Here is a 21,513-nt window from a genome sequence, read left to right on the forward strand (position 1 = left end):
CCACCGCCCCGGCCTCCCCCGATGGAGGTCGGGGCGGTGTCGGTGTCGGTGGGGCGGGTTACCGTGGAGGGGTGACATATCCCGGCGCCGCACCAGAGTCGTACGCCGACGCGCCGCCCGAGTCGTACGACACCCCCGACGACCCCTACGCGGGAGCGGACTGGGACCCCGATCTGTTCGCCCCGCCCGACGACCTCGACGCCCCGCCGCCGCCGACGGATGCCGTGAATTCGCGGTTCGCCCGCGCCGCGGTCGCGACGGGCACCGCCCGTGAGCTCCCGGCCGTGCGCGACTTCACCGGACGCGATCCGCGCGAGGTGCTGCACGAGGTCTACGGCTACGACGCGTTCCGCGGCGATCAGGCCGACATCGTGCAGCACGTCGTCGACGGCGGCGACGCGGTGGTGCTCATGCCCACCGGCGGCGGCAAGAGCGTCACGTACCAGGTGCCCGCCCTCGTGCGCCCGGGTACGGGCCTGGTCGTCAGCCCGCTGATCGCCCTCATGCACGACCAGGTCGAGGCGCTCATCGCCAACGGTGTGCGTGCCGGGTACCTCAACTCCACGCAGGCCCCCGCCGAGCGGCAGGCGGTGGAACAGGCCTTCCTCGCCGGCGAGCTCGACCTGCTCTACGTCGCCCCCGAGCGCCTCAACGGCGCGCAGACGCTGGGGCTGCTGTCGCGAGGACGCCTGAGCGTCATCGCGATCGACGAGGCCCATTGCGTGTCGCAGTGGGGTCATGACTTCCGCCCCGACTACCTCGCGCTGGGCGACCTCGCCGAGCGCTTCCCCGGTGTGCCGCGCATGGCACTCACCGCCACCGCGACCACGGCGACCGCGCAAGAGATCGTCGAACGTCTCCGTCTGCGCGACGCCCGCGGCTTCGTCGCCAGTTTCGATCGCCCGAACATCCAGTACCGCATCGACGCCAAGGTCGACCCGCGTCGTCAGCTGGTGCAGTTCATCAAGGCGCAGCCCGAGGGCTCGGCGGGCATCGTGTACGCGCTCAGTCGCAAGAGCGTCGAACAGATGGCGGCGTACCTCTGCACGCAGGGGCTCGATGCGCTGCCGTACCACGCCGGTCTCGACGCCTCGGTGCGAGCGGCGAACCAGTCGCGCTTCCTGCGCGACGACGGCGTCATCATGGTCGCCACGATCGCCTTCGGAATGGGCATCGACAAGCCCGACGTGCGCTTCGTGGCGCACATCGACCTGCCGAAGTCCGTCGAGGGCTACTACCAAGAGACGGGCCGCGCCGGCCGCGACGGCGACCCCTCGGTCGCCTGGATGGCCTACGGCCTGGGCGACGTCGTGCAGCAGCGCCGCATGATCGACCAGTCGCCGGGCGACCGCTCGTACAAGATGCGGCTCGGGCAGCACCTCGACGCCATGCTGGCGCTGTGCGAGACGGTCGGATGCCGTCGGCAGAACCTCCTCGAGTACTTCGGGCAGAAGTCCGACCCCTGCGGCAACTGCGACACCTGCCTCACCCCGCCCGACACCTGGGACGGCTTGGTCGCGGCGCAGAAGCTGCTGTCGACCATCGTGCGTCTACAGCGCGAGCGCGGCCAGGCGTTCGGCGCGGGCCACCTCATCGACATCCTGCGCGGAGCCAAGACCGAGCGCATCGCCCAGCAGGGGCACGACCGACTGAGCACCTACGGACTCGGCGCCGACCTGTCCGATCAGGACTGGCGCAGCGTCATCCGTCAGCTCCTCGCCCGCGGGATCATCGCCGCGCAGGGCGATTACGGCACGCTCGCGCTCAGCGAGGCGTCGGCCGGGGTGCTTCGGGGCGAGTCGCCCGTTCCCCTCCGCCGCGATGCTCTCGGGCGCACGGGCGGCGGCGGTGGTTCGACCCGGCAGCGCAAGTCGAGCGCCGACGACGTCGCGCCCGCCGATCGCGACCTGTTCGAGGCCCTGCGCGCCTGGCGCGCCGAGAAGGCCCGCGAGCAGGGGGTTCCGGCGTACATCGTCTTCGGTGACGCCACTCTGCGCGCGATCGCGGCGGCGCGACCCGCCTCGACCGGCGACCTCGACGGCATCACCGGCATCGGCGCCAAGAAGCGCGAGGCGTACGGCGACGGCATCCTCACGGTGGTCGCGGCGAACTGACGCGACGACAGGGCGCCGTTTCGCGGTGGCGACGGCCGCGTCGGCCGCACGGCTCTGCGGCCGCCGCTGCAGTGAAACGGTGAGCGGGCGGCTGAGGTCGCCGAGGTCGACGCCGCCGCTGAACGGCAGTGCATGCTCGCACATGGCGACCCCCCACAACCCCTGGGCCCCACGTCCGCCCGACGAGTTGTGAACATCCCACAGTGCGATTGCCGGGACGTTGTGGGACACCTACCGTGGGGGTATTCCTTTGCAACGTCGAAAGGTGCCGAGAATGACCGACGCCGCCGTCCGTCCCACCACGCCCGCCACGAGCACGCGTACCCCCGTCGGGGGAGCCCCCGCCGCCCCGCACACCGCCGCCGAGGCCGCCGAGGCGCGCATCGACACCGAGCGGGTCACCGACCTGCTGCTCGGCACGTGGGCCGACACCCGCCGCCAGGCGCGCGAGATGCTCAAGGATCCCGCGCTGTGGCGCGACGATTCGCTGGGCATGGACGCCCACCGCGAGCGCACGCTCAGCCAGCTGCACCTCCTGGTGCAGAACAAGGCGGTGCACCGGGCCTTCCCGAAGCGCTTCGGCGGAGAAGAGAACAACGGGGCCAACATCGCCGGCTTCGAAGAGCTGGTGGCGGCCGACCCCAGTCTGCAGATCAAGTCGGGCGTGCAGTGGGGCCTGTTCGGCTCGGCCGTGCTGCAGCTCGGCACCGCCGAGCACCACGATAAGTGGCTCCCCGGCATCATGAGCCTCGAGATCCCCGGCGCCTTCGCCATGACCGAGACCGGCCACGGCTCCGACGTCGCCGCGATCGGCACGACGGCGACCTACGACGCCGACACCGAGGAGTTCGTCATCCACACGCCCTTCCGCGGTGCGTGGAAGGACTACCTCGGAAACGCCGCCCTGCACGGCAAAGCCGCGACGGTGTTCGCGCAGCTCATCACGAACGGCGTCAACCACGGCGTGCACTGCTTCTACGTGCCGCTGCGTGACGAGTCGGGCGCCTTCCTGCCCGGCATCGGCGGCGAGGACGACGGCCTCAAGGGCGGCCTGAACGGCATCGACAACGGCCGTCTGCACTTCGACCACGTCCGCGTCCCGCGCACGAATCTGCTCAACCGCTACGGCGACGTCGCCGCCGACGGCACCTACTCGAGCGACATCGCCAGCCCCGGCCGCCGCTTCTTCACGATGCTCGGCACGCTCGTGCAGGGCCGCGTCTCGCTCGATGGGGCCGCCGCGTGGGCCTCGGCCATCGGCCTCACCATCGCCATCACCTACGGCAACCAGCGCCGCCAGTTCGACTCGGGCAGCGGCACCCCCGAGGTGACCCTGCTCGACTACGGCAAGCACCAGCGGCGTCTGCTGCCGCGCCTGGCGACGACGTACGCCGAGATCTTCGCCCACGACGAGTTCCTGCAGAAGTTCGACGGCGTCTTCAGTGGCGCGCTCGACACCGATGCCGACCGCGAAGACCTCGAGACCCTCGCCGCAGCCCTCAAGCCGCTGTCGACCTGGCACGCGCTCGACACCCTGCAGGAGTCCCGCGAGGCCTGCGGCGGCCAGGGCTTCCTGTTCGAGAACCGTCTCGTGGGCCTGCGCGCCGATCTCGACATCTACGTCACCTTCGAGGGCGACAACAACGTGCTGCTGCAGCTCGTCGGCAAGCGCCTGCTCGCCGATTACGCCCGGTCGTTCAAGGGCAAGGATGCCAAGCAGCTCGCCGCCTTCGCCGTGGGCCAGACCGCTGGGAAGCTCTTCCACGGTGCCGGCATGCGCCAGCTCGGTCAGGCCGTCAGCGATTTCGGCTCCACCGCGCGCTCGGTCGAGAAGGGGCTCCGCGCCGAACAGCAGCACGAGCTGCTGGCCGGCCGCGTGCAGCAGATGATCGCCGACATCGCGGGGCGCCTGCGCCCGGCATCCAAACTGTCGCGTGAAGACGCCGCCGCCCTCTTCAACGAGAACCAGTCCCAGCTCATCGAGGCGGCGCGTGCGCACGGCGAGCTCCTGCAGTGGGAGGCCTTCACCGACGCGATCAACCGGATCGACGACGACGGCACCCTGCGGGTGCTCACCTGGTTGCGCGACCTGTTCGGACTGCAGCTCATCGAGAAGCACCTCGCCTGGTACCTCATCAACGGGCGCCTGTCGACGCAGCGCGGTGCCGCGGTGTCGAGCTACATCGACCGCCTGTGCGCGCGTCTGCGTCCGCACGCGCAAGACCTGGTCGACGCCTTCGGCTACGGTCCCGAGCACATCCGCGCCTCGATCGCATCGGGAGTCGAAGACGATCGGCAGAACGAGGCGGCGTCGTACTACGCCGCGCAGCGGGCGTCGGGCACCGCCCCCGTTCCCGAGAAGAAGCCCGCGAAGTAGCGGCGTTCCGCGGCCGATCTGCTCGACGACGGGCCGGTACCCTCACGGGGCCGGCCCGTCGTCGCGTCTAGCGCGTCTCCTGCTCGCGCAGCCGTGCCGTCGCGTCGCGAGCCGCCGACAGCACCAGCTGGGCCAGGTCGTAGTGCTGGGCGTCGTCGAGGCGCTCGACGAGGTAGGCCACCGACAGTGACCCGACGGGGGAGTCGTCGGCGTCGAAGATCGGTGCCGCGACACTGCTGGAGAAGCGCACGCGCTCGCCCGCGGTGTGCGCCCAGCCGCGCTGCCGGATCTCGGCCAGCCGGTCGCGTATGCGCGCGGGGTCGGTGAGGGTCGTCTCGGTGTAGGACGGGCGGTCGCCGCTGAGGACGTAGTCGATGTCGACGGGGTCCATGAACGCGAGGATGCTGAGCCCGCTGGCACCCGACCAGAGGGGGACGTTCTCGTTCGTGCGGACGGTGATGCGGATCGGGTTGATGCTCTCTACGATCCCGATGTACTGCCGACCGTGACCGCGACGCTCGGTCAGCGTGGTCGTCTCGCCGGTGCGGTTCGCCAGATGAGCGATGGCGGGCATACCCGCCGCGTGGAGGGCATTGCCCCGCGTGGCTCTCCGCCCCAGGGCGATGGCCGCCGGCCCCAAGCGGTAGCGACGCGTCTCGGCGAGGTAGTCGACGAGCCCCGACGTGACCAGGGACTGCAGGATGCGGTGCACCACGGCCTTGCTGAGGCCGCAGGAGCGAGCGATCTCGGACACCCCCAGCGGCGCCGTCGCATCTGCGAACGCCAGGAGGACTTCCGTCACCCTCGTCGTGGTCGATACCGACCCCTCTGCCACGCTCATGCATCCTCCGGTCCTGGTGCGCCTGGAACGCTGCCCCCGCCGGAGCATACCGAACTGTTTCATTCATCGGAACACGCGTGCGGCGTTCCGAGCCTGGCGAAACAGTCTGGTTACATCCGCGCAACTGCGGCTGTTGTCACGCGGCGTAGTTTCGCAGTCAAGCCCCACAACTTTCAGACTTCATGCGTTCCGCTCAACGAAACATATCCACCAGACGGAACACCAGCCCCAAGGAGATGCGTTGAACACCACCCGCAGAATCGCGACCTCGGTCGCGGCTTTCGCCCTCGGCGCGGTCGCCCTCGCCGGATGCGCCGGATCCGCCGTCGGCTCGAGCCAGGCCGACACCTCGTCCGAGGCGCCCGAAGAGATCGTCATCGGTGCCCTCCACCCCCTGAGCGGGTCGAATGCCGCGGACGGACAGCAGATGAGCAACGCCGCGCAGATGGCCGTGGACGCCGTCAACGACGCGGGGGGAATCGCATCGCTCGGAGGCGCCCGCCTCGTGCTCGAAGCGGCCGACACGCGCGGAGAGCCGGAGACGGGCCAGAGCGAGGCGACCCGCCTCATCCAGGAGGGGGCAGCCGCCCTCGTCGGTTCGTACCAGAGCGGAACGAGCGCGAACATCGCCTCGGTGTCCGAGCGCAACGGCGTCCCCTTCGTGATGGACGTGTCGGCGCTGGACTCGATCCTCGAGCAGGGCTACACGTACTCGTTCCGCATCCAGCCCTCGGCCAGCATGATGGGCACGCAGAGCGCGACCTACCTCTCCGAGATCAGCACGGCCGCCGGTGACCCCGTGCAGAAGGTGGGCTACCTCTACGAGCAGGGCAACTTCGGAGCATCCGCGTACGAGGCCTTCGCCGCGAAGGCCGCGGAACTCGGAATCACCGTCGACCCGGCGATCAGCTACGACCCGACCTCGAGCGATCTGAGCACGCAGGTGCAGCAGGTGGCCGCCGCCGGCGCGGACGTGCTCGCCGTGTCCGGCTACTACAACGACAGCCTCGCGGTCGCCCGCGCGGTCAACTCGATCGCGCCGGAGCTCGACGCCGTCTTCGGTGTCGCCAACGGCGGGTTCGACCAGGTGCAGTTCACCAGCGACGCTCCGAACGGTGGTGCGAACTACCTCGACGCCAACTACCGCTGGGATGCGACGAACGAGGATGCCGTCGCCGTCGCCGACGCGTTCGAGGAGAAGTTCGGTCAGCCGATGCGCACGAGCGCGATGCTCACCTACGACGCCGTCACGCTCATCGCGGAGGCGATCGAGACCGCCGGCAGCGCCGACCCCGCCGCGATCCGCGACGCCATCGCGGACTCCGACTATCAGCCGCACGTGGTCAACGCGGGTCCGGTCTCGTTCGATGAGACGGGCCAGAACGTCAACGCCTCCGTCGTGACGATGCAGGTGCTCGACGGTGCCGTGCGCCAGGTCTTCCCGGCCGACCTCGCCCAGGAGCAGGTCGTCTACCCCGCCCCGGTCAACTGACACCCGAGGAGTGAGCCCCATGACGATCCAAGCTCCCCCGCCCACCGCGTCCACCGCGACGGGGGTGACCGCCGTCCGCCGCTACAACGGACCCTCGGTGCGCACCCTCGTCGTGACCCTCGGCGTGCTTCTGGTCGCCGCCGTGGTCGCCGGGGTCGTCTCCGGCAGCACCACGGTGCTGACGCAGGCCCTGGTGACGGGTCTCCTGACGGGCGGGATCTACAGCCTGGTCGCCATGGGGCTCACCCTCGTCTACGGGGTGCTGCACATCATCAACTTCGCCAACGGTGCGATGGTCGCGCTCTCGATGTACCTGACGTACGTCCTGGTCGACGCGACCGGGATGCACCCTTACCTGACACTGCTCATCACCATCCCGGTCATGTTCGTGCTCGGGGCGCTCACCCAGGCGGGTCTGCTGAACCCGATCATGCGGGCGCCGATCCACACCCAGCTGCTCATCACCATCGGCCTGGCGCTCGCGATCGAGAACATCCTGCTGCTCGTCTTCGGACCCAACCCCCTGTCGGTCCAGCTCCCCGGCAACGCCGGCGTCCCCATCCTGGGGGCCACCGTCGACGTGAGTCGCGTCTACGCCTTCATCGGCGCGCTGATCCTGGTGGCCGTGCTGTGGATCATCCTGCAGAAGACCCCCGTGGGCACAGCCGTCCGTTCCGTCGCCGCCAATCCGGAAGGGGCGCGGCTCGTCGGCATCGACATCAAGGCCATCTACGTCTTGACGTTCGCGCTCGGCGCGGCCGCCGCGGGGGCCGCGGGAACGCTCGTCGCCCCGTTCACGACGATCGAGCCGACGGCGGGGTCCGTCTTCAACCTGACCGCCTTCGTCGTGGTCGTCCTCGGGGGAATGGGCAACGTGCCCGGAGCCCTGGTCGGCGGGCTGATCGTGGGTCTCACCGAGCAGCTCGGCGGTCTCATCATGCCCGGCCAGTCTCCGCTTCTGGCCGTGTTCGTCGTCTTCCTCGTGGTCTTGTTCGCCAAGCCGCGCGGCATCTTCGGGAGGGCCTCATGACACTCGCCGCACGACCGACCGCGAAGACGCAGGTTCGGCCCGAGGCCTTCGCCGCCTCCGCCCGCGTGCCGGTGTACCGCACCGTCACATTCCGCCACTACGTGGTGCTGGGCATCCTCGCCCTCGTCGGGGTGGCGCTGCCCTTCGTCCTGCCGACCGCGGAGCTCGCGGTCGCGATGCGGGTGCTCATCTTCGCGCTCATGGGCATCGGCTGGAACATGATGAGCGGCTTCGGCGGCATGTTCAGCTTCGGCCACGCGGCGTACTTCGGCGTCGGCGCGTACGTCACGGCCGTCCTCCTGGTCGACTTCGGCGTCAGCCCCTGGGTGGGGCTGCTGGCGGGAATGGCCACCGCCGCCGCGGTGGGGGTGGGGATCAGCTATCTCGCCCTGCGCTACAAGCTCACCGGCGCCTACTACGCCCTGTCGACGTTCGCCTTCGCGGAGATGCTGCGCCTGTTCACGGTCGGCAACGAGGCGCTGAACAAGACCGTCGGCTTCACCGTCCCCGTCCTGCGGGGCGAGGACTGGTGGATGTTCCAGTTCCCGGTCGGATCGCCGAACTACTGGTGGATCGGCGTGGGCATGGTCGTCGTCGCGCTCGTGGTGGTCATCGAGTTCCTGCGGCGCCGCACCGGGCGCTTCACCCTCGCCGCCCGTGACGACGACATGGCCGCGGCCGCCGTCGGCATCGACGTGCTGCGCTACAAGCTCACCACCGTCGCCCTGTCGGCGGCGATCACGGCGGCCGCCGGAACGCTGTACCTGCAGTACTACATGTTCATCGATCCCGAGCTCGCCTTCGGGGCGCACGTGTCGAACAACGCCATCATCACGGCGGTGGTCGGCGGAGTGGCCACGGTCTGGGGCCCCGTGGTCGGAGCGATCGTGATGGCTCCGCTGTCGGATCTGGTCGCGGCCTTCCTCCGCCACCCTCCGGAGCAGCTCGCCTTCCTCCAGGGCAACGGTGGGCTCGACGTGCTCATCTACGCCGTCATCCTCATCGTCTGCGTGCTCCTGCTTCCCAAGGGCATCTACGGCACCGTCAAGAACTGGGTGGTGAAGAAGAAATGACCATTCTCGAGATCCGCGGGGTCGGCAAGTCCTTCCGAGGGCTTCGCGCCCTCGACCAGGTCGACGTCTCCGTCGACGAGGGAGAGATCGTCGGCATCATCGGAGCGAACGGGGCGGGCAAGACCACGCTGTTCAACTGCGTGACGGGGGACTCTTCCCACCGCCGTGCAGAAGCGGCTCGAACTCACCCGAGCCCTCGCGATGCGGCCCCGGGTGCTGCTTCTCGACGAGGTGCTCGCGGGTCTCGTCCCGTCCGAGCGGACACCCGTGCTCGACCTCCTCGACGAACTGCGTCGCGAAGAGGGCGTGGCGATGCTCTTCATCGAGCACATCATGGCCGCCGTGCGGCGGCTCAGCGACCGCGTCGTGATGATGGACCAGGGGTCGGTCATCGCACGCGGAGACGTGGACGTCGTCCTCCAGGACCCCCGGGTCATCGAGGCGTACCTGGGCAAGGAGTACGGCCATGCTGCTTGAGATCGACGACCTGCGCGCGGGGTATCACGGCCTGGAGATCCTGCACGGGATCTCGCTCACGGTCGGCGCCGGAGAGGTGGTCGCCGTCGTCGGCGCCAACGGTGCCGGCAAGTCGACGACGCTGAAGGCGATCGCCGGTGAGGTGCGGCAATACGGCGGCGCGGTCCGCTTCGACGGATCACCCGTGACCTACGGCCGGAGTCACCTCGTCTCCCGACGAGGGCTCATGCTCGTGCCCGAGAACCGGGCCCTGTTCGGCTCGCTCACGGTGGAGGACAACCTCCGCATGGGTTCGTGGGGCAAGAAGGGGCGAGACGGCTTCTCGGAGGACGAGATCATGGATCTCTTCCCGATCCTGCGCCAGCGGCGCCAGCAGCTCGCCGAGACGATGTCGGGCGGACAGCAGCAGATGCTGGCGATCGCCCGGGCGCTGATGGGCGCCCCGCGCCTGCTCATGCTCGACGAGCCGTCGACCGGCCTGTCGCCCAAGCTGACGTGGGACGTGTTCCACGCCGTCAACGCGATCCGCGACCGCGGGGTCGGGGTCTTGATCGTGGAGCAGAACGCCCATCAGGTTCTCCAGCTCGCCGACCGCGCCTACGTGCTCGAATCCGGGGCCGTCGCCCTCGAGGGCGAGGCCGCGGCACTCGCCTCGGATTCCCGCGTGCAGGCCGCGTACCTGGGGCATTGACCGTGTACGGGACTGATCGGTCGCTGTCCGCGCTCGGCGAGTGGGCCGCGAGCCGCCCCTTCGACCGCGCCCCCGAGCCGGTCCGGCGGTCCTTGCGACGCGCCGTGACGAATCTGCTCGCGGTGACCGTCGGCGGGGCGATGCTTCCGGAGATGCGGCGCCTGCGGGCGGCGTGGTCGCCGGCGGGGGGACCGGCCTCGTTGATCGGTACCGACCAGCACGTACCCGTGGAGGCCGCGATCTGGTTGAACGGCGTCGCTGCGGTCGTCACCGAGCGCGACGAAGGCAACCGCTACGCCAAGGGACATCCCGCCGCCCAGACGGTTCCCGCCGTGCTGGCCATCGCCGAGGAGCGCGCGATCAGCGGTGAGACGCTGTGGAACGCCCTCTTCGTGGCGTATGAGGTGGCCGCCCGGGTCGGGCGGGCGACGGAATTCGCCCCCGAGGTGCACACGCACGGCCCCCTGGGGGCCGCGGGAGCGGCCGCCGGGTGCGCCCTGCTGATGGGGGCGGATGCCGACGGGATCGCCCGCGCGATCGATGCGGGCGCCGCGATGGCGCCCGCGACCTCGTGGGCCTCGGTGCACCGGGGTGCGGCGGTCCGCGACCAGTGGGTGGGGCAGGGTGCTCTCGCCGGTGCGGCGGGAGCACGCTACGCCTCCGCCGACGCCTCGCCCGGCGCCGGGGGACTCGACGGAACGCTCGCCGGCACCCTGGGCGTGGTCGATCCCGATCTGCTCGTCGCCGGGCTCGGCGACGAGGCGCTGGTCTCGTCCAGCTACCTCAAGCAGCACTCGTCCTGCGCGTACACCCATGGACCGGCGGATGCCGCGTTGCGGGTGCGCGACCGGATGATGGCCGCCGGGATGACCCCCGACGACATCGCCGCCGTACGCGTCGAGGGCGTGGCCTCCGCCGCCTCGCTCCCCGCCACGACGTGGAGCAGCCGCCACGGCGCCTACTTCTCGGTGCCCTTCGCCGTCGCCAGCGCACTGCGCTTCGGCGACGTCGCGGTGGATCGGGCACAGGTTCCGCCCGACCCCGCGCTCGCCCGCCTGGCCGCGCTGGTCAGCGTGACGGATGCGACCTCCTCGCTGTCGCCCGCGACGCCCACCTCGCGGCCCGCCCGCGTCACGGTGCACCTCACGGACGGGACCTCCCACACGGCATCCGTCCGCCACCCCGACGGAGACGCCGTCGACACGCCGTTCTCGGCGGAGAGGATCGACGGCCTTCTGACGGAGGCCGTGCGCCCCGCGGGTCTCACCGCCGCGGACGTCCATCTCGCCGTCGAGCTCTTCGACGATCCCGATCCGCGTGCGCTCACCCGCGCGCTCCGCCGACTCGTCCCCTCTTCCCAAGGAGTATCAGCATGACCGACACCATCGACTGGAACCACGAGATCGACACGATCCGTCACCTGCGCGCCACCCGCACGAAGGTGGGCCCCGGCTCGTCGCCCGCCGTCCTCGTCATCGACTTCCAACGCGCGTTCACCGAGCACGAGAAGATCGGCCCCGGCACCGCCGTCGCCCTCGCACACACCCAGGACGTGCTGGAAGCAGCCCGCGCGGCCGGCATCCCGGTCATCTACGCGGTCATGGTGCTGGACTCCCTCGACGACCGGATGCTCGCCCAACGTGTGCGGTCGAGCCTCACCGAGCGGTGCGAGCGGGGCAACCCGTGGACGACGATCAGCGATGCCGTGCCGCCGGCGCCGACGGACCACATCGTCGAGAAGACCGTGGCATCGGCGTTCTACCGGACCCGCCTGCACGACCTCCTCCAAGAGCTCGGCGTCGACGAGCTCATCGTCACGGGCACCTCCACCAGTGGGTGCGTACGCGCGACCGTCGTCGACGCCGCCTACCGGAACTATCGCCTGAGCATCGTCGAGGAGTGCTGCGACGACTTCCGGACCGTGTCCGGAGAGGTGTCGCTGTGGGACATGCAGGATCGCTTCGGCGACGTGGTCGACAAGAGATGGGTGCTCGATCGGTTGTCGGCGTCGACCCCGGCGGAGCGGGAGGACGGCGCTGCATGAGCATCTCGAACAACCGTCGACTGTTCTGGGCGCCCATGCCGACGCGTCCGCGCGTCACCTGGCCGTCCGAGAAGCCGCTCGCCTTCTGGCACGCACCCAACGTCGAGCACTACGACTGGATCCCCCCGGGCGGCGGTTCGCCGCAGGGCCGGGTCGCCGCACCCGACGCGCAGCACTACATGCACCGCGACGGCGGCAACCGGGTGGGCCTGTGGCGGCTGCTGCGCGTGGTCGACGAGTTCGAGATGCCCTCGACGGTCTCGCTCAGCCTGTCGCTGCTGGAGGAGCAGCCCGAGGTGCGCGACGCGATGGCCGCTCGCGACTGGGAGATCATGAGCCACGGGATCTCGAACCTCCGACCGCTGTACGAGATGTCGCGCGACGATGAGAACGCCTTCTACGACCTGTCGCAGCGTCTGAGCCAGACGTATTACGGCGGCCGCCGCATCAAGGGGATGCTGGGACCCAAGATCTCCGGCACCGACAACACCGTCGATCTCATGGCCGCGCACGGGATGCAGTACATCGCCGACTTCATCCACGACGAGCAGCCCCGTCCGCTCCGGACGATCGACGACTCCCGTTTCGTGTCGGTGCCCTACAGCTACATGCTCAACGACGTCCCCATGATCCACGTGCGCAGCCTCTCCGCCGCGGACTTCGTCGCCCTCGCCCTCGCCCAGATCGATCGATCGCTGCGCGATTCGATGACCGACGGACAGGCGCGGGTCGTGTGCCTCGCGACGCACCCGTTCCTGGCGGGTCAGCCCTGGTTCACGCAGGCGCTGCGCGAGATCTTCGCCGCGGTGCGCGCCGACGAGCGCATCTGGTGCACCACGGCGGGGGCCATCACCGATCACTTCCTCGCCCACCACTACGACGAACAGGTCGCCTTCGCCGAGGCGCTCGCCGAAGAGCACACGGCCTATGCGGCGGAGGTGCGCTCATGACGCTCATCACCCATCCGACGGACGCGACGGTGTTCGTCCCCGACCTCCCGCGCGCCTACGAGCCGCACCGAGAGCCGTGGGTCCTCCCGGGTGGCGACAAGCTGGCCGTCAGCGTGCTGCTGCACGCGCCGTCCTACCAGGACGTCGTCCCCGCCGACGCGTTCACCCCGACGGCGATGCAGGGCGGGGTGGGACGTGACACCTCCGAGCCGCGGCACGGGCAGGTCGCGCGACTCTCGCAATGGGACTTCGGTCTCACCACGGGTATCTGGCGGCTGCTCGACATCGCCGAGCGCGCCGGCGTCCCCGTCGCGGTGGCCCTCGACGAGGCGGGTGTCACGACCGTGCCCGGCCTCGCTCGCGGCATCGCCGACCGCGCCCAGGAGATCGTCGTCCGCGGCACCGCCGCGAACATCATCCTGTCACCGCGGATGGACCTCGAGCAGGAGCGGGCGTCCATCGTGCGCGCCAAGGACGCGGTCCAGCGGTTCACGGGGCGCGAATGCGTCGGGTGGTTCGGACCGGAGCGCGCGGGCACCTCGCGGACGACGGCTCTGCTCCGCGACGCCGGCTTCCGCTGGTTCGGCGACTGGCCGCTCGACGAGCGACCCGTCGCCCTGGCCGGTGCGTCGAGCGGTCTGACCGCCGTCAGTCACGCGCTCGAGACAGAGGACATGTTCGAGCTCTACGCGCGCGGCATCCCGGCCGCGGACTACGCGCAGTTGCTGTCGGCGACGATCGACCAGCTGGTGCGCGACGCCGATGTCGTGGGTGCGCGCCATCTCGGGCTGAGTCTCTTCGGCTGGGTCTCGGGGCAGGCCTGCTTCGCCGACGTGGCCGAGCAGACATTGCGCGCGCTCGCCGCTCACCCCGACGTGCTGCTCGTCACGCCGGGTCAGGTGGCGGAGCTGGTCGGTTGACGGGGGTGGTCGAGCGCGCCGCGACGGGAGACGCCCCGGGCCTGCCGCTGAGGATCCCGTGGTCGCTGGGCAGCGGCACCATCCTCCTCGGACTCAACTCCTCGGTCATCGCCGTCGCGCTGGTGCCCATGGTCGCCTCCTTCGGCGGGGGCGACGCCGCGACCGCGACAGCCTGGATCGTCAGCTCGCTCTACATCGCCGCCGCGATCGGCTCGCCCACCGCGGGGCGCGTCGCCGATCTGTTCGGACCGCGACGCGTGTACCTCACGGGTCTCGCCCTCATCCTCGTCGCCTCCCTGGCGGGACCGTTCATCACCTCGAGCGCGTGGATGATCGCCGACCGGGTCGTGCTGGGGCTGGGCGCCGCCGCACAGTTCCCCGCGGCGATGGCGATCATCCGCCGCACGGCGGACCAGGCCAGAGCCCGTCCGTCGGGCGCGATCGGGGTGATCGCACTGTGCGGTCAGACCACGGCCGCCCTCGGCCCGACCGTCGGTGGGGTCGTGGTGCTGCTGTGGGGGTGGCCCGGCATCTTCTGGATCAACCTGCCGCTGGTCGCGCTGTGCGCGACGCTCGTGCTCGTCTTCGTGCCGGCGGACGAGCGTCGTCCGGCATCGACCGCCGCCGAAACGCTGCGCATGCTCGACCCCACGGGGATGCTGCTGATGATCGGCTCCCTCGTCGCCGCCATGACGGCTCTGTTGAGCGTGGACACCGACCCCCTCCTGGCCCTCGTCGCGGGCGCGGCGGCCGTTCCTCTCGGCATCCTGTTCGTATGGCGGGAGCGCCGTGCCCGCCATCCCTTCGTGGACGTGCGATTGCTGGTGAGGTATCCGCAGTTCGGGGCGACCTGCCTTCGGGCGCTGACGACCTTCGTGTCGTTCTACGTGATCTTCTACGGACTGCCGCAATGGCTGCAGGCGACGAGGGAGCTGGACCCCGCGACGACGGGTCTCATGATGCTCCCGGTCTTCGCGATCGGTGCCCTCTCGACGGTCGGAGCCACCCGGCTGAGCAGGCACTGGCAGCCGCGCACCCTCCTGGCGATCGGCACCTCGGCGATGGTGGTGGCCGGGACGCTGCTGGCGGTGCTGGGCTCGGCGTCGACGCCGCTGTGGCAGCTGGTGATCGTGGGCGCGCTGCTGGGAGTGCCGAACGGGTTCAACAACCTGGGCAATCAACTGCTCCTGCACCACGCCGTCCCGGCATCCGCGGCCGGTGCATCCACGGGGATCTATCGCACCGCCCAGTACGTCGGTGCGGCGCTCGCCGCCGTCGTGGTCGCCCACCTTCTCGACACGGGAGACGAGCTCGGCGGCATCCGTGAGATCGGCGCCACGATCGCCGGGATCGGCGCGCTGCTCCTGCTGCTCACCCTCACCCATCTCATCCGGCATCGCCGCGACGGAGGAACGACATGACCGTGACCGAGTACGCCCCGACGGTTCCCTCCCTCGGGCACCCGCGCCTGCTGAGCCCGCTGCGACTGCGCGAACTGGTGCTGCGCAACCGCATCGGGGTCTCTCCCATGTGCATGTACGCCGTCACGGACCGCAGCGGGCGGGTCGACGACTGGCACGTCGCGCACTATGCGCAGTTCGCCCTGGGAGGTGCCGGTCTCATCGTCACCGAGGCCACGGCCGTCGTGCCCGAGGGGCGCGTCACCCCGCAGGACGCGGGACTGTGGAGCGACGAGCACATCCCCGCCTGGCGGCGCGTCACCGACGCCGTCCACCGGGCGGGTGGGGCGATCGCGGTGCAGCTCGCGCACGCCGGACGCAAGGGGAGCAAGTTCGCGGGGCCGCCGATCGATCAGCCGGGGGAGAGGGGCTCGGTGCCGCCGGCCGGCGGAGGGTGGGCGACCCTGGGAGCGACGGGGGAGCCCTTCGGTCGATTCGCCGCACCGTCCCGCGCGAGCGACGACGACCTCGCCCGCGTCGTCGACGGCTTCGCGTCGGCTGCGCGCCGGGCGGTGGAGGCGGGCTTCGACGCCGTGGAGCTGCACGGGGCGCACGGCTATCTCCTGCACGAGTTCCTCTCGCCGGTGACGAACACGCGCGGCGATCGGTGGATGCGTGAGCGCTCCGCGCTCCTGCGAGAGACCGTCGACGCCGTTCGCGCGAGCGTGCCCTCGGGCATGCCGCTGATCGTGCGTCTCTCGGTCGACGACGTCGCCCCGGGAGGGTCGGATGCCGAGGCGTCGGCGCAGCTGGCGGAGACGCTCTCGCACCACGGTGTCGACCTCATCGACTGCTCGTCCGGGGGGCTGGTCGCGGGCGCCGAATACGCGCCCTTCCCCGGTTACCAGGTGCCCGGCGCCGCGACCATTCGCGCACGCGGAGTCGCGACCGCCGCCGTGGGCCTCATCACCGATCCGAGCCAGGCCGAGGCGATCCTCGCCGACGGGCATGCCGACCTGATCCTGTTGGGGCGCGAGATGCTCCGCGACCCGCACTGGGCGCGCCGTGCCGAGCTGGTGCTGACCGGCGGCGCGTCGATCGAGCCCCGCTATCACCGCGCCTATCTCTGACGCCGCGAGTCCTGCTGCCCGGGCGACCCGCACGCGGTGCTCCCCGGACACGGGCGGCGCGATGTCGGCGGCCCCCTCTAGCCTGGGCGTATGACCGACCTGGTGACCGGCGCCGACGGCGTCGTCCGATGCGCGTGGGCGGGCTCCGACGCCGAGTATCAGCGGTACCACGACGAGGAGTGGGGCTCCACGCTGCGCGGCGATCGCCCGCTCTTCGAGAAGCTCAGTCTCGAGGGCTTCCAGGCCGGGCTCGCCTGGATCACGATCCTGCGCAAACGCCCGCGCTTCCGCGAGGTCTTCCACGACTTCGCCCCCGAGGTCGTGGCCGCGTTCGGTCCCGACGACGTCGCGCGTCTGCTGCAGGATGCCGGGATCATCCGCCACCGGGGCAAGATCGAGGCGGTGATCGGCAACGCGGCCATCGTGGCCGCCCTGGCCGAGGGCGAGTTCGACGCGCTGATGTGGTCGTTCGCCCCCACCGGGCACACGCCGCCCGCGACCTTCGCCGAGGTGCCGGCCGTCACACCGGAATCCACCGCGATGAGCAAAGAGCTGCGGCGCCGCGGATTCCGCTTCGTCGGCCCGACCACGATGTACGCCCTCATGCAGTCCTCCGGCATGGTCGACGACCACGTCGCCGGCTGCTGGCGCGCGTCGCGCTGAGGCCGACCGGAGTCGCCGATTCCGCGTGTCGCCACTGGAGGCGGTAGGCTGTTCGATTGGAGCGTTCCGCTCCCAGCGTCGTCGAACGCACCGGCCCCTCTCTCGGGCCTTTGACCTTCACGGCGAACGGATGCGCCACCCGGCGCCTTCGCCCATTGCAGCCGCAGCATCGCGGCATCCCGAACCGCCGTGCGTGCCCGCGCGCCGGCAGGAGTATTCATGACGTCTCAGACTTTCGCCGACCTCGGCGTGCCCGCCCCCCTCATCGACGTTCTCGCCGCCCAGGGCAAGAACGAGCCCTTCCCGATCCAGGCCGACACTCTGCCCGACACGCTCGCCGGGCGCGACGTGCTCGGCCGCGGCAAGACCGGCTCGGGCAAGACCCTCGCCTTCGCGCTGCCCCTCGTCGCCCGCCTCGCGGCCACGAGCGACCGCCGTCGCGGCCGTCGCCCCCGCGCTCTCGTTCTGGCGCCCACCCGCGAGCTCGCGAACCAGATCGACGAGGTCATCAAGCCCCTCGCCGCCGCCTTCGACCTGACCACGACCACCGTCTACGGCGGCGTGAACCAGAAGCGCCAGGTCGACGCTCTCGCCGCCGGCGTCGACATCCTCGTCGCCTGCCCCGGCCGCCTCGAGGACCTCATCGGTCAGGGCTTCGCCAACCTGGGCGACATCGAGATCACCGTGCTCGACGAGGCCGACCACATGGCCGACCTCGGCTTCCTGCCCGGCGTGACCCGTCTGCTCTCGCGCACGCCCGCCGACGGCCAGCGCCTGCTGTTCTCGGCCACGCTCGACAACGGGGTCGACAAGCTCGTCAAGCGATTCCTGCGCAACGAGGTGCTGCACTCCGTCGACGAGGCCCACTCGCACGTCGCCGCGATGACCCACCACGTCTTCGCGCCGGCCGACACCGAGGCGAAGAACCGCCTCGTGCAGACCCTCGCCTCGGGTACCGCCCGCCGCATCCTGTTCATGCGCACCAAGCACCAGGCCAAGAAGCTCGCGAAGGCGCTGACCGCGGCAGGCATCCCCTCGGTCGACCTGCACGGCAACCTGTCGCAGCCGGCACGCGACCGCAACCTCGCCGCCTTCGGCGACGGCCGCGCCCGGGTGCTCGTCGCCACCGACGTCGCCGCCCGTGGCGTGCACGTCGACGGCGTCGAGCTGGTCGTGCACGTCGACCCGCCCGTCGAGCACAAGGCGTACCTGCACCGCTCGGGCCGCACCGCCCGCGCCGGTTCCGCCGGTGACGTCGTGACGATCATGCTCCCCGAGCAGCGTCGCGACACCCTCGACATCCTGCGCAAGGCCAAGATCTCGGCCACGCCCACGGTCGTGACCTCCACCTCGCCCGAGGTCGTCGCGCTCGTCGGCGAGGTCGCCGAGTGGGTCAAGCCCGAGCCCGTCGTCGCCCCGCAGCAGCAGGGTGGCGGACGCTCGCAGGGCGCCAACGCCCAGCGCAAGCGCGCCGCTCGCGGCGAGGGCCAGCAGTCGTCGGGCCGCGGTGGCGCCCAGGGCGCCGGCGGCGGTCGTCGTCGCAGCGCCGGCGCCCCGGCGGCCGACGCCGCATCGGGCGCACGCGCTCCCCAGGGCGGTCGTGGCGGTCAGCGTTCCGGTGCGGGCCGTGGCCAGGGCGCAGGCGGCGCACAGCGCGCCGGTGCCGGCGCCGCACGTCCGCAGGGCGCGGGCCGCTCGGCATCCGGCGCCCCCACGACCGGCATGGTCGTCGGCTCCCGCTCGCCGCGCACCAACCGTCGCGCGCAGGGCTGACCTCTCCTCGATCGACGCCCCCGCAGCTCCGGCTGCGGGGGCGTCGTCGTCTCCACCGGCCGTCGTCGTTCGGGGCCGGCGTGCGGGGAGCCTCGCGGATGTCGGGGGTCTGCGCCACACTGGGGGCGGCCCACCCGGGGCCGATCCTCGAAGGAGCGCCGCATGAGCGACCCCGTCCCCGATGCGCACGACGTCATCCGCGTGCGCGGCGCGCGCGAGAACAACCTGAAGGGCGTCGACCTCGACGTTCCCAAGCGTCGGCTCACGGTGTTCACCGGAGTGAGCGGCTCGGGCAAATCGTCGCTCGTCTTCGGGACGATCGCCGCCGAGTCGCAGCGGCTCATCAACGAGACCTATCCCACGTTCGTGCAGCAGTTCATGGGTCAGCTCTCGCGGCCCGACGTCGACGCGCTCGAGAACCTCAGCGCGACCATCCGCGTCGACCAAGAGCGCATGACCGCCAACGCCCGCTCGACGGTGGGCACCGCCACCGACGTGCACGCCATGCTGCGCATGCTCTTCAGCCGTCTGGGGCAGCCGCACGTCGGGTCGTCGCAGGCGTTCTCGTTCAACGTCCCGTCGATCTCGGGCGCGGGGGCCGTGACCGTCGCCCGGGGCGCCCGCAAGGGCCAGAAAGAGCGACGCTCGTTCGAGATCACCGGGGGCATGTGCCCCGAGTGCGAGGGGCTCGGCAAGGTCAGCGACATCGACCTCGACCAGCTCGTCGACAAGACGCTGTCGCTGAACGCGGGCGCCATCCTCGTTCCGGGATACACCGCCGACGGCTGGATGGTGCGCGTGTTCAGCGAGTCGGGGTTCGTCGACGCCGACACCCCGATCGAGCAGTACTCGGCGCAGCAACGTCACGACTTCTTCTACAAAGAGCAGACCAAGGTCCGCATCGCGAACACCAACATGACCTACGAGGGACTCGTTCCCAAGATCACGAAGAGCCTGCTGCAGAAAGACCGCGATGCCCTGCAGCCGCACGTGCGGGCCTTCGTCGATCGCGCCGTCACCTTCGTCGCGTGCCCGGCGTGTGCGGGAACACGGCTGAACGACGGCGCCCGCTCCTCGCGCATCGGCGACGTGAACATCGCCGATGCCGCCGCCATTCAGATCACCGACCTCGCGGCCTGGGTGCGGACGATCGACGACTCCTCCGTGGCGCCCCTCGTCGAGGGGCTGGGCGACACCCTCGACGCCTTCGTGCGCATCGGTCTGGGTTACCTGTCGCTCGATCGCGCGAGCGGCACGCTCTCGGGTGGCGAGGCCCAGCGCACCAAGATGATCCGGCATCTCGGCTCGAGCCTCAGCGACATCACCTACGTCTTCGACGAGCCCACGGCGGGACTCCACCCCCACGACATCCAGCGCATGAACGAGACCCTCCTGCAACTGCGCGACAAGGGCAACACGGTGCTCGTCGTCGAGCACAAGCCCGAGGTCATCGACATCGCCGACCACGTCGTCGATCTGGGCCCGCGCGCCGGGCGCGACGGGGGCCGGGTGCAGTACGAGGGCGACGTCGCGGGGCTCCGTTCCTCCGACACCCTGACCGGCCGGTTCCTCGACCACCGCGCGCGGCTGAAGCCCGCGGTGCGCGCGGCGACCGGCTCCCTGCCCATCCGCGGAGCCGTCGACCACAACCTGCGGGGCGTCGACGTCGATGTGCCCCGCGGCGTCCTGACGGTCGTGACCGGGGTCGCGGGGTCGGGCAAGTCCTCGCTCATCCACGGACACCTGCCATCGTTCGACGACGTCGTGGTGGTCGACCAATCGGCGATCAAGGGCTCGCGCCGCAGCAGCCCGGCGACCTACACGGGCATCCTCGACGCGGTGCGCGCGGCGTTCGCCAAGGCCAACGGCGTGAAGCCGGCGCTCTTCAGCGCCAACTCCGAGGGAGCATGCGTCGCCTGCAAGGGCCTGGGGGTCATCGTGACCGAGCTCGGGTTCCAATCGACCGTCGAGACCGTGTGCGAACTCTGCGGAGGAACGGGCTTCTCCGACGCCGTGCTCGAGTACACCCTCGACGGCAAGAACATCGCCGAGGTGCTGGCGCTGTCGGTCGCCGAGGCGGCGGAGTTCCTCGTCACCGGACCGGCCGTCGCGGTCCTTGCTCGTCTGAACGACGTCGGCCTCGGGTACCTGACGCTCGGTCAGGCCCTCAACACGCTCTCGGGCGGTGAGCGTCAGCGTCTCAAGCTGGCGATCTCGATGGCCAAGTCGGGGGCCGTCTACGTGCTCGACGAGCCCACGACGGGTCTGCACCTGGCCGATGTCGACACTCTGCTCGGGCTGCTCGACCACCTCGTCGACGCCGGCAACACGGTCGTCGTCATCGAGCACCATCAGGCCGTGATGGCGCACGCCGACTGGATCATCGACCTGGGACCGGGCGCCGGTCACGACGGCGGCACCGTGGTGTTCGAGGGCACGCCGGCCGACCTGGTCGCGGCCCGCACGACGCTCACGGGCGAGTATCTGGCGCGGTACGTCGGGGAGTGACGCGCGGGCCCACGTCGACCGAACGCGAGT

Annotated in this window: 17 protein-coding genes and 1 pseudogene; 17 read left to right on the forward strand and 1 reads right to left on the reverse strand. The window is 70.7% G+C overall.

The features are described from left to right. The first annotated feature begins 71 nt into the window (after window positions 1-71). On the forward strand, window positions 72-2,114 hold the full coding sequence (gene recQ, locus ASF96_RS02565; protein ID WP_055935645.1) for a DNA helicase RecQ: 2,043 nt from the start codon (window positions 72-74) through the stop codon (window positions 2,112-2,114). 274 nt (window positions 2,115-2,388) lie between these two features. Then, the gene (locus tag ASF96_RS02570) at window positions 2,389-4,491 is read left to right on the forward strand and encodes an acyl-CoA dehydrogenase family protein (RefSeq protein WP_055935647.1); all 2,103 of its coding nucleotides are present in this window, start codon (window positions 2,389-2,391) and stop codon (window positions 4,489-4,491) included. 67 nt (window positions 4,492-4,558) lie between these two features. Here the strand turns inward: ASF96_RS02570 and ASF96_RS02575 are convergent, their stop codons facing one another. Beyond that, window positions 4,559-5,293, reverse strand: a complete 735-nt coding sequence (locus ASF96_RS02575; protein WP_162239384.1) for an IclR family transcriptional regulator — start codon at window positions 5,291-5,293, stop codon at window positions 4,559-4,561. A gap of 280 nt (window positions 5,294-5,573) precedes the next feature. Between ASF96_RS02575 and ASF96_RS02580 the strand changes: the two genes are divergently transcribed. The 15 genes and pseudogenes from ASF96_RS02580 to ASF96_RS02645 all read left to right on the forward strand — a co-directional run bounded on the left by ASF96_RS02580 (window position 5,574) and on the right by ASF96_RS02645 (window position 21,483). Beyond that, complete coding sequence (locus ASF96_RS02580; protein WP_055935653.1) at window positions 5,574-6,824, forward strand: ABC transporter substrate-binding protein; 1,251 nt, start codon at window positions 5,574-5,576, stop codon at window positions 6,822-6,824. A gap of 19 nt (window positions 6,825-6,843) precedes the next feature. Continuing rightward, window positions 6,844-7,854: a branched-chain amino acid ABC transporter permease gene (locus tag ASF96_RS02585; protein WP_055935656.1), complete on the forward strand. Its 1,011-nt coding sequence runs from the start codon at window positions 6,844-6,846 to the stop codon at window positions 7,852-7,854. Further along, window positions 7,851-8,927, forward strand: coding sequence for a branched-chain amino acid ABC transporter permease (locus ASF96_RS02590; RefSeq protein WP_055935659.1), 1,077 nt, complete (start codon window positions 7,851-7,853; stop codon window positions 8,925-8,927). The genes ASF96_RS02585 and ASF96_RS02590 overlap by 4 nt, the downstream gene beginning before the upstream one ends. Continuing rightward, window positions 8,924-9,037, forward strand: a pseudogene (locus ASF96_RS17600) (ABC transporter ATP-binding protein); the annotation flags it as partial. The gene ASF96_RS02590 and the pseudogene ASF96_RS17600, both read left to right, overlap by 4 nt. 55 nt (window positions 9,038-9,092) lie before the next feature. Continuing rightward, window positions 9,093-9,404: a hypothetical protein gene (locus ASF96_RS17215; RefSeq protein ID WP_055935662.1), complete on the forward strand. Its 312-nt coding sequence runs from the start codon at window positions 9,093-9,095 to the stop codon at window positions 9,402-9,404. Further along, complete coding sequence (locus ASF96_RS02600) at window positions 9,394-10,095, forward strand: ABC transporter ATP-binding protein (protein WP_198424659.1); 702 nt, start codon at window positions 9,394-9,396, stop codon at window positions 10,093-10,095. Before ASF96_RS17215 ends, ASF96_RS02600 begins: the two co-directional genes overlap by 11 nt. A gap of 2 nt (window positions 10,096-10,097) precedes the next feature. Next, the gene (locus ASF96_RS02605) at window positions 10,098-11,471 is read left to right on the forward strand and encodes an MmgE/PrpD family protein (protein ID WP_055935665.1); all 1,374 of its coding nucleotides are present in this window, start codon (window positions 10,098-10,100) and stop codon (window positions 11,469-11,471) included. After that, a complete protein-coding gene (locus ASF96_RS02610; protein WP_055935668.1) occupies window positions 11,468-12,139 on the forward strand; it encodes a cysteine hydrolase family protein in 672 nt (223 codons plus the stop codon). The genes ASF96_RS02605 and ASF96_RS02610 overlap by 4 nt, the downstream gene beginning before the upstream one ends. Beyond that, entirely contained in the window at window positions 12,136-13,089 is a 954-nt protein-coding gene (locus ASF96_RS02615; protein ID WP_055935671.1) for a polysaccharide deacetylase family protein, read from the forward strand. Before ASF96_RS02610 ends, ASF96_RS02615 begins: the two co-directional genes overlap by 4 nt. Continuing rightward, window positions 13,086-14,009: a polysaccharide deacetylase family protein gene (locus tag ASF96_RS16680; protein WP_055935674.1), complete on the forward strand. Its 924-nt coding sequence runs from the start codon at window positions 13,086-13,088 to the stop codon at window positions 14,007-14,009. Before ASF96_RS02615 ends, ASF96_RS16680 begins: the two co-directional genes overlap by 4 nt. A gap of 5 nt (window positions 14,010-14,014) precedes the next feature. Continuing rightward, window positions 14,015-15,430 (forward strand): MFS transporter, encoded by a 1,416-nt coding sequence (locus ASF96_RS02625; RefSeq protein WP_055935676.1) that lies wholly within the window; start codon window positions 14,015-14,017, stop codon window positions 15,428-15,430. Continuing rightward, a complete protein-coding gene (locus tag ASF96_RS02630; RefSeq protein WP_055935679.1) occupies window positions 15,427-16,539 on the forward strand; it encodes an NADH:flavin oxidoreductase/NADH oxidase in 1,113 nt (370 codons plus the stop codon). Before ASF96_RS02625 ends, ASF96_RS02630 begins: the two co-directional genes overlap by 4 nt. 90 nt (window positions 16,540-16,629) lie before the next feature. Continuing rightward, window positions 16,630-17,202: a DNA-3-methyladenine glycosylase I gene (locus ASF96_RS02635; RefSeq protein WP_055935682.1), complete on the forward strand. Its 573-nt coding sequence runs from the start codon at window positions 16,630-16,632 to the stop codon at window positions 17,200-17,202. A gap of 219 nt (window positions 17,203-17,421) precedes the next feature. After that, window positions 17,422-18,975, forward strand: coding sequence for a DEAD/DEAH box helicase (locus tag ASF96_RS02640; RefSeq protein ID WP_055935685.1), 1,554 nt, complete (start codon window positions 17,422-17,424; stop codon window positions 18,973-18,975). Window positions 18,976-19,137: 162 nt separating this feature from the next. Beyond that, window positions 19,138-21,483 carry an ATP-binding cassette domain-containing protein gene (locus tag ASF96_RS02645; protein ID WP_055935689.1) on the forward strand — a complete coding sequence of 782 codons (2,346 nt, stop codon included), beginning with the start codon at window positions 19,138-19,140 and terminating at the stop codon, window positions 21,481-21,483. Window positions 21,484-21,513: the final 30 nt, after the last annotated feature.

Origin of the sequence: Microbacterium sp. Leaf179 (assembly GCF_001423785.1) — a bacterium.
Taxonomy (GTDB): domain Bacteria; phylum Actinomycetota; class Actinomycetes; order Actinomycetales; family Microbacteriaceae; genus Microbacterium.

Coding starts and splice junctions, on each gene's coding strand:
- ASF96_RS02570 (WP_055935647.1), top strand. CDS start 2,389: ATGACCGACGCCGCCGTCCGTCCCACCACGCCCGCCACGAGCACGCGT.
- ASF96_RS02585 (WP_055935656.1), top strand. CDS start 6,844: ATGACGATCCAAGCTCCCCCGCCCACCGCGTCCACCGCGACGGGGGTG.
- ASF96_RS02590 (WP_055935659.1), top strand. CDS start 7,851: ATGACACTCGCCGCACGACCGACCGCGAAGACGCAGGTTCGGCCCGAG.
- ASF96_RS02600 (WP_198424659.1), top strand. CDS start 9,394: ATGCTGCTTGAGATCGACGACCTGCGCGCGGGGTATCACGGCCTGGAG.
- ASF96_RS02610 (WP_055935668.1), top strand. CDS start 11,468: ATGACCGACACCATCGACTGGAACCACGAGATCGACACGATCCGTCAC.
- ASF96_RS02615 (WP_055935671.1), top strand. CDS start 12,136: ATGAGCATCTCGAACAACCGTCGACTGTTCTGGGCGCCCATGCCGACG.
- ASF96_RS16680 (WP_055935674.1), top strand. CDS start 13,086: ATGACGCTCATCACCCATCCGACGGACGCGACGGTGTTCGTCCCCGAC.
- ASF96_RS02630 (WP_055935679.1), top strand. CDS start 15,427: ATGACCGTGACCGAGTACGCCCCGACGGTTCCCTCCCTCGGGCACCCG.
- ASF96_RS02635 (WP_055935682.1), top strand. CDS start 16,630: ATGACCGACCTGGTGACCGGCGCCGACGGCGTCGTCCGATGCGCGTGG.
- ASF96_RS02640 (WP_055935685.1), top strand. CDS start 17,422: ATGACGTCTCAGACTTTCGCCGACCTCGGCGTGCCCGCCCCCCTCATC.
- ASF96_RS02645 (WP_055935689.1), top strand. CDS start 19,138: ATGAGCGACCCCGTCCCCGATGCGCACGACGTCATCCGCGTGCGCGGC.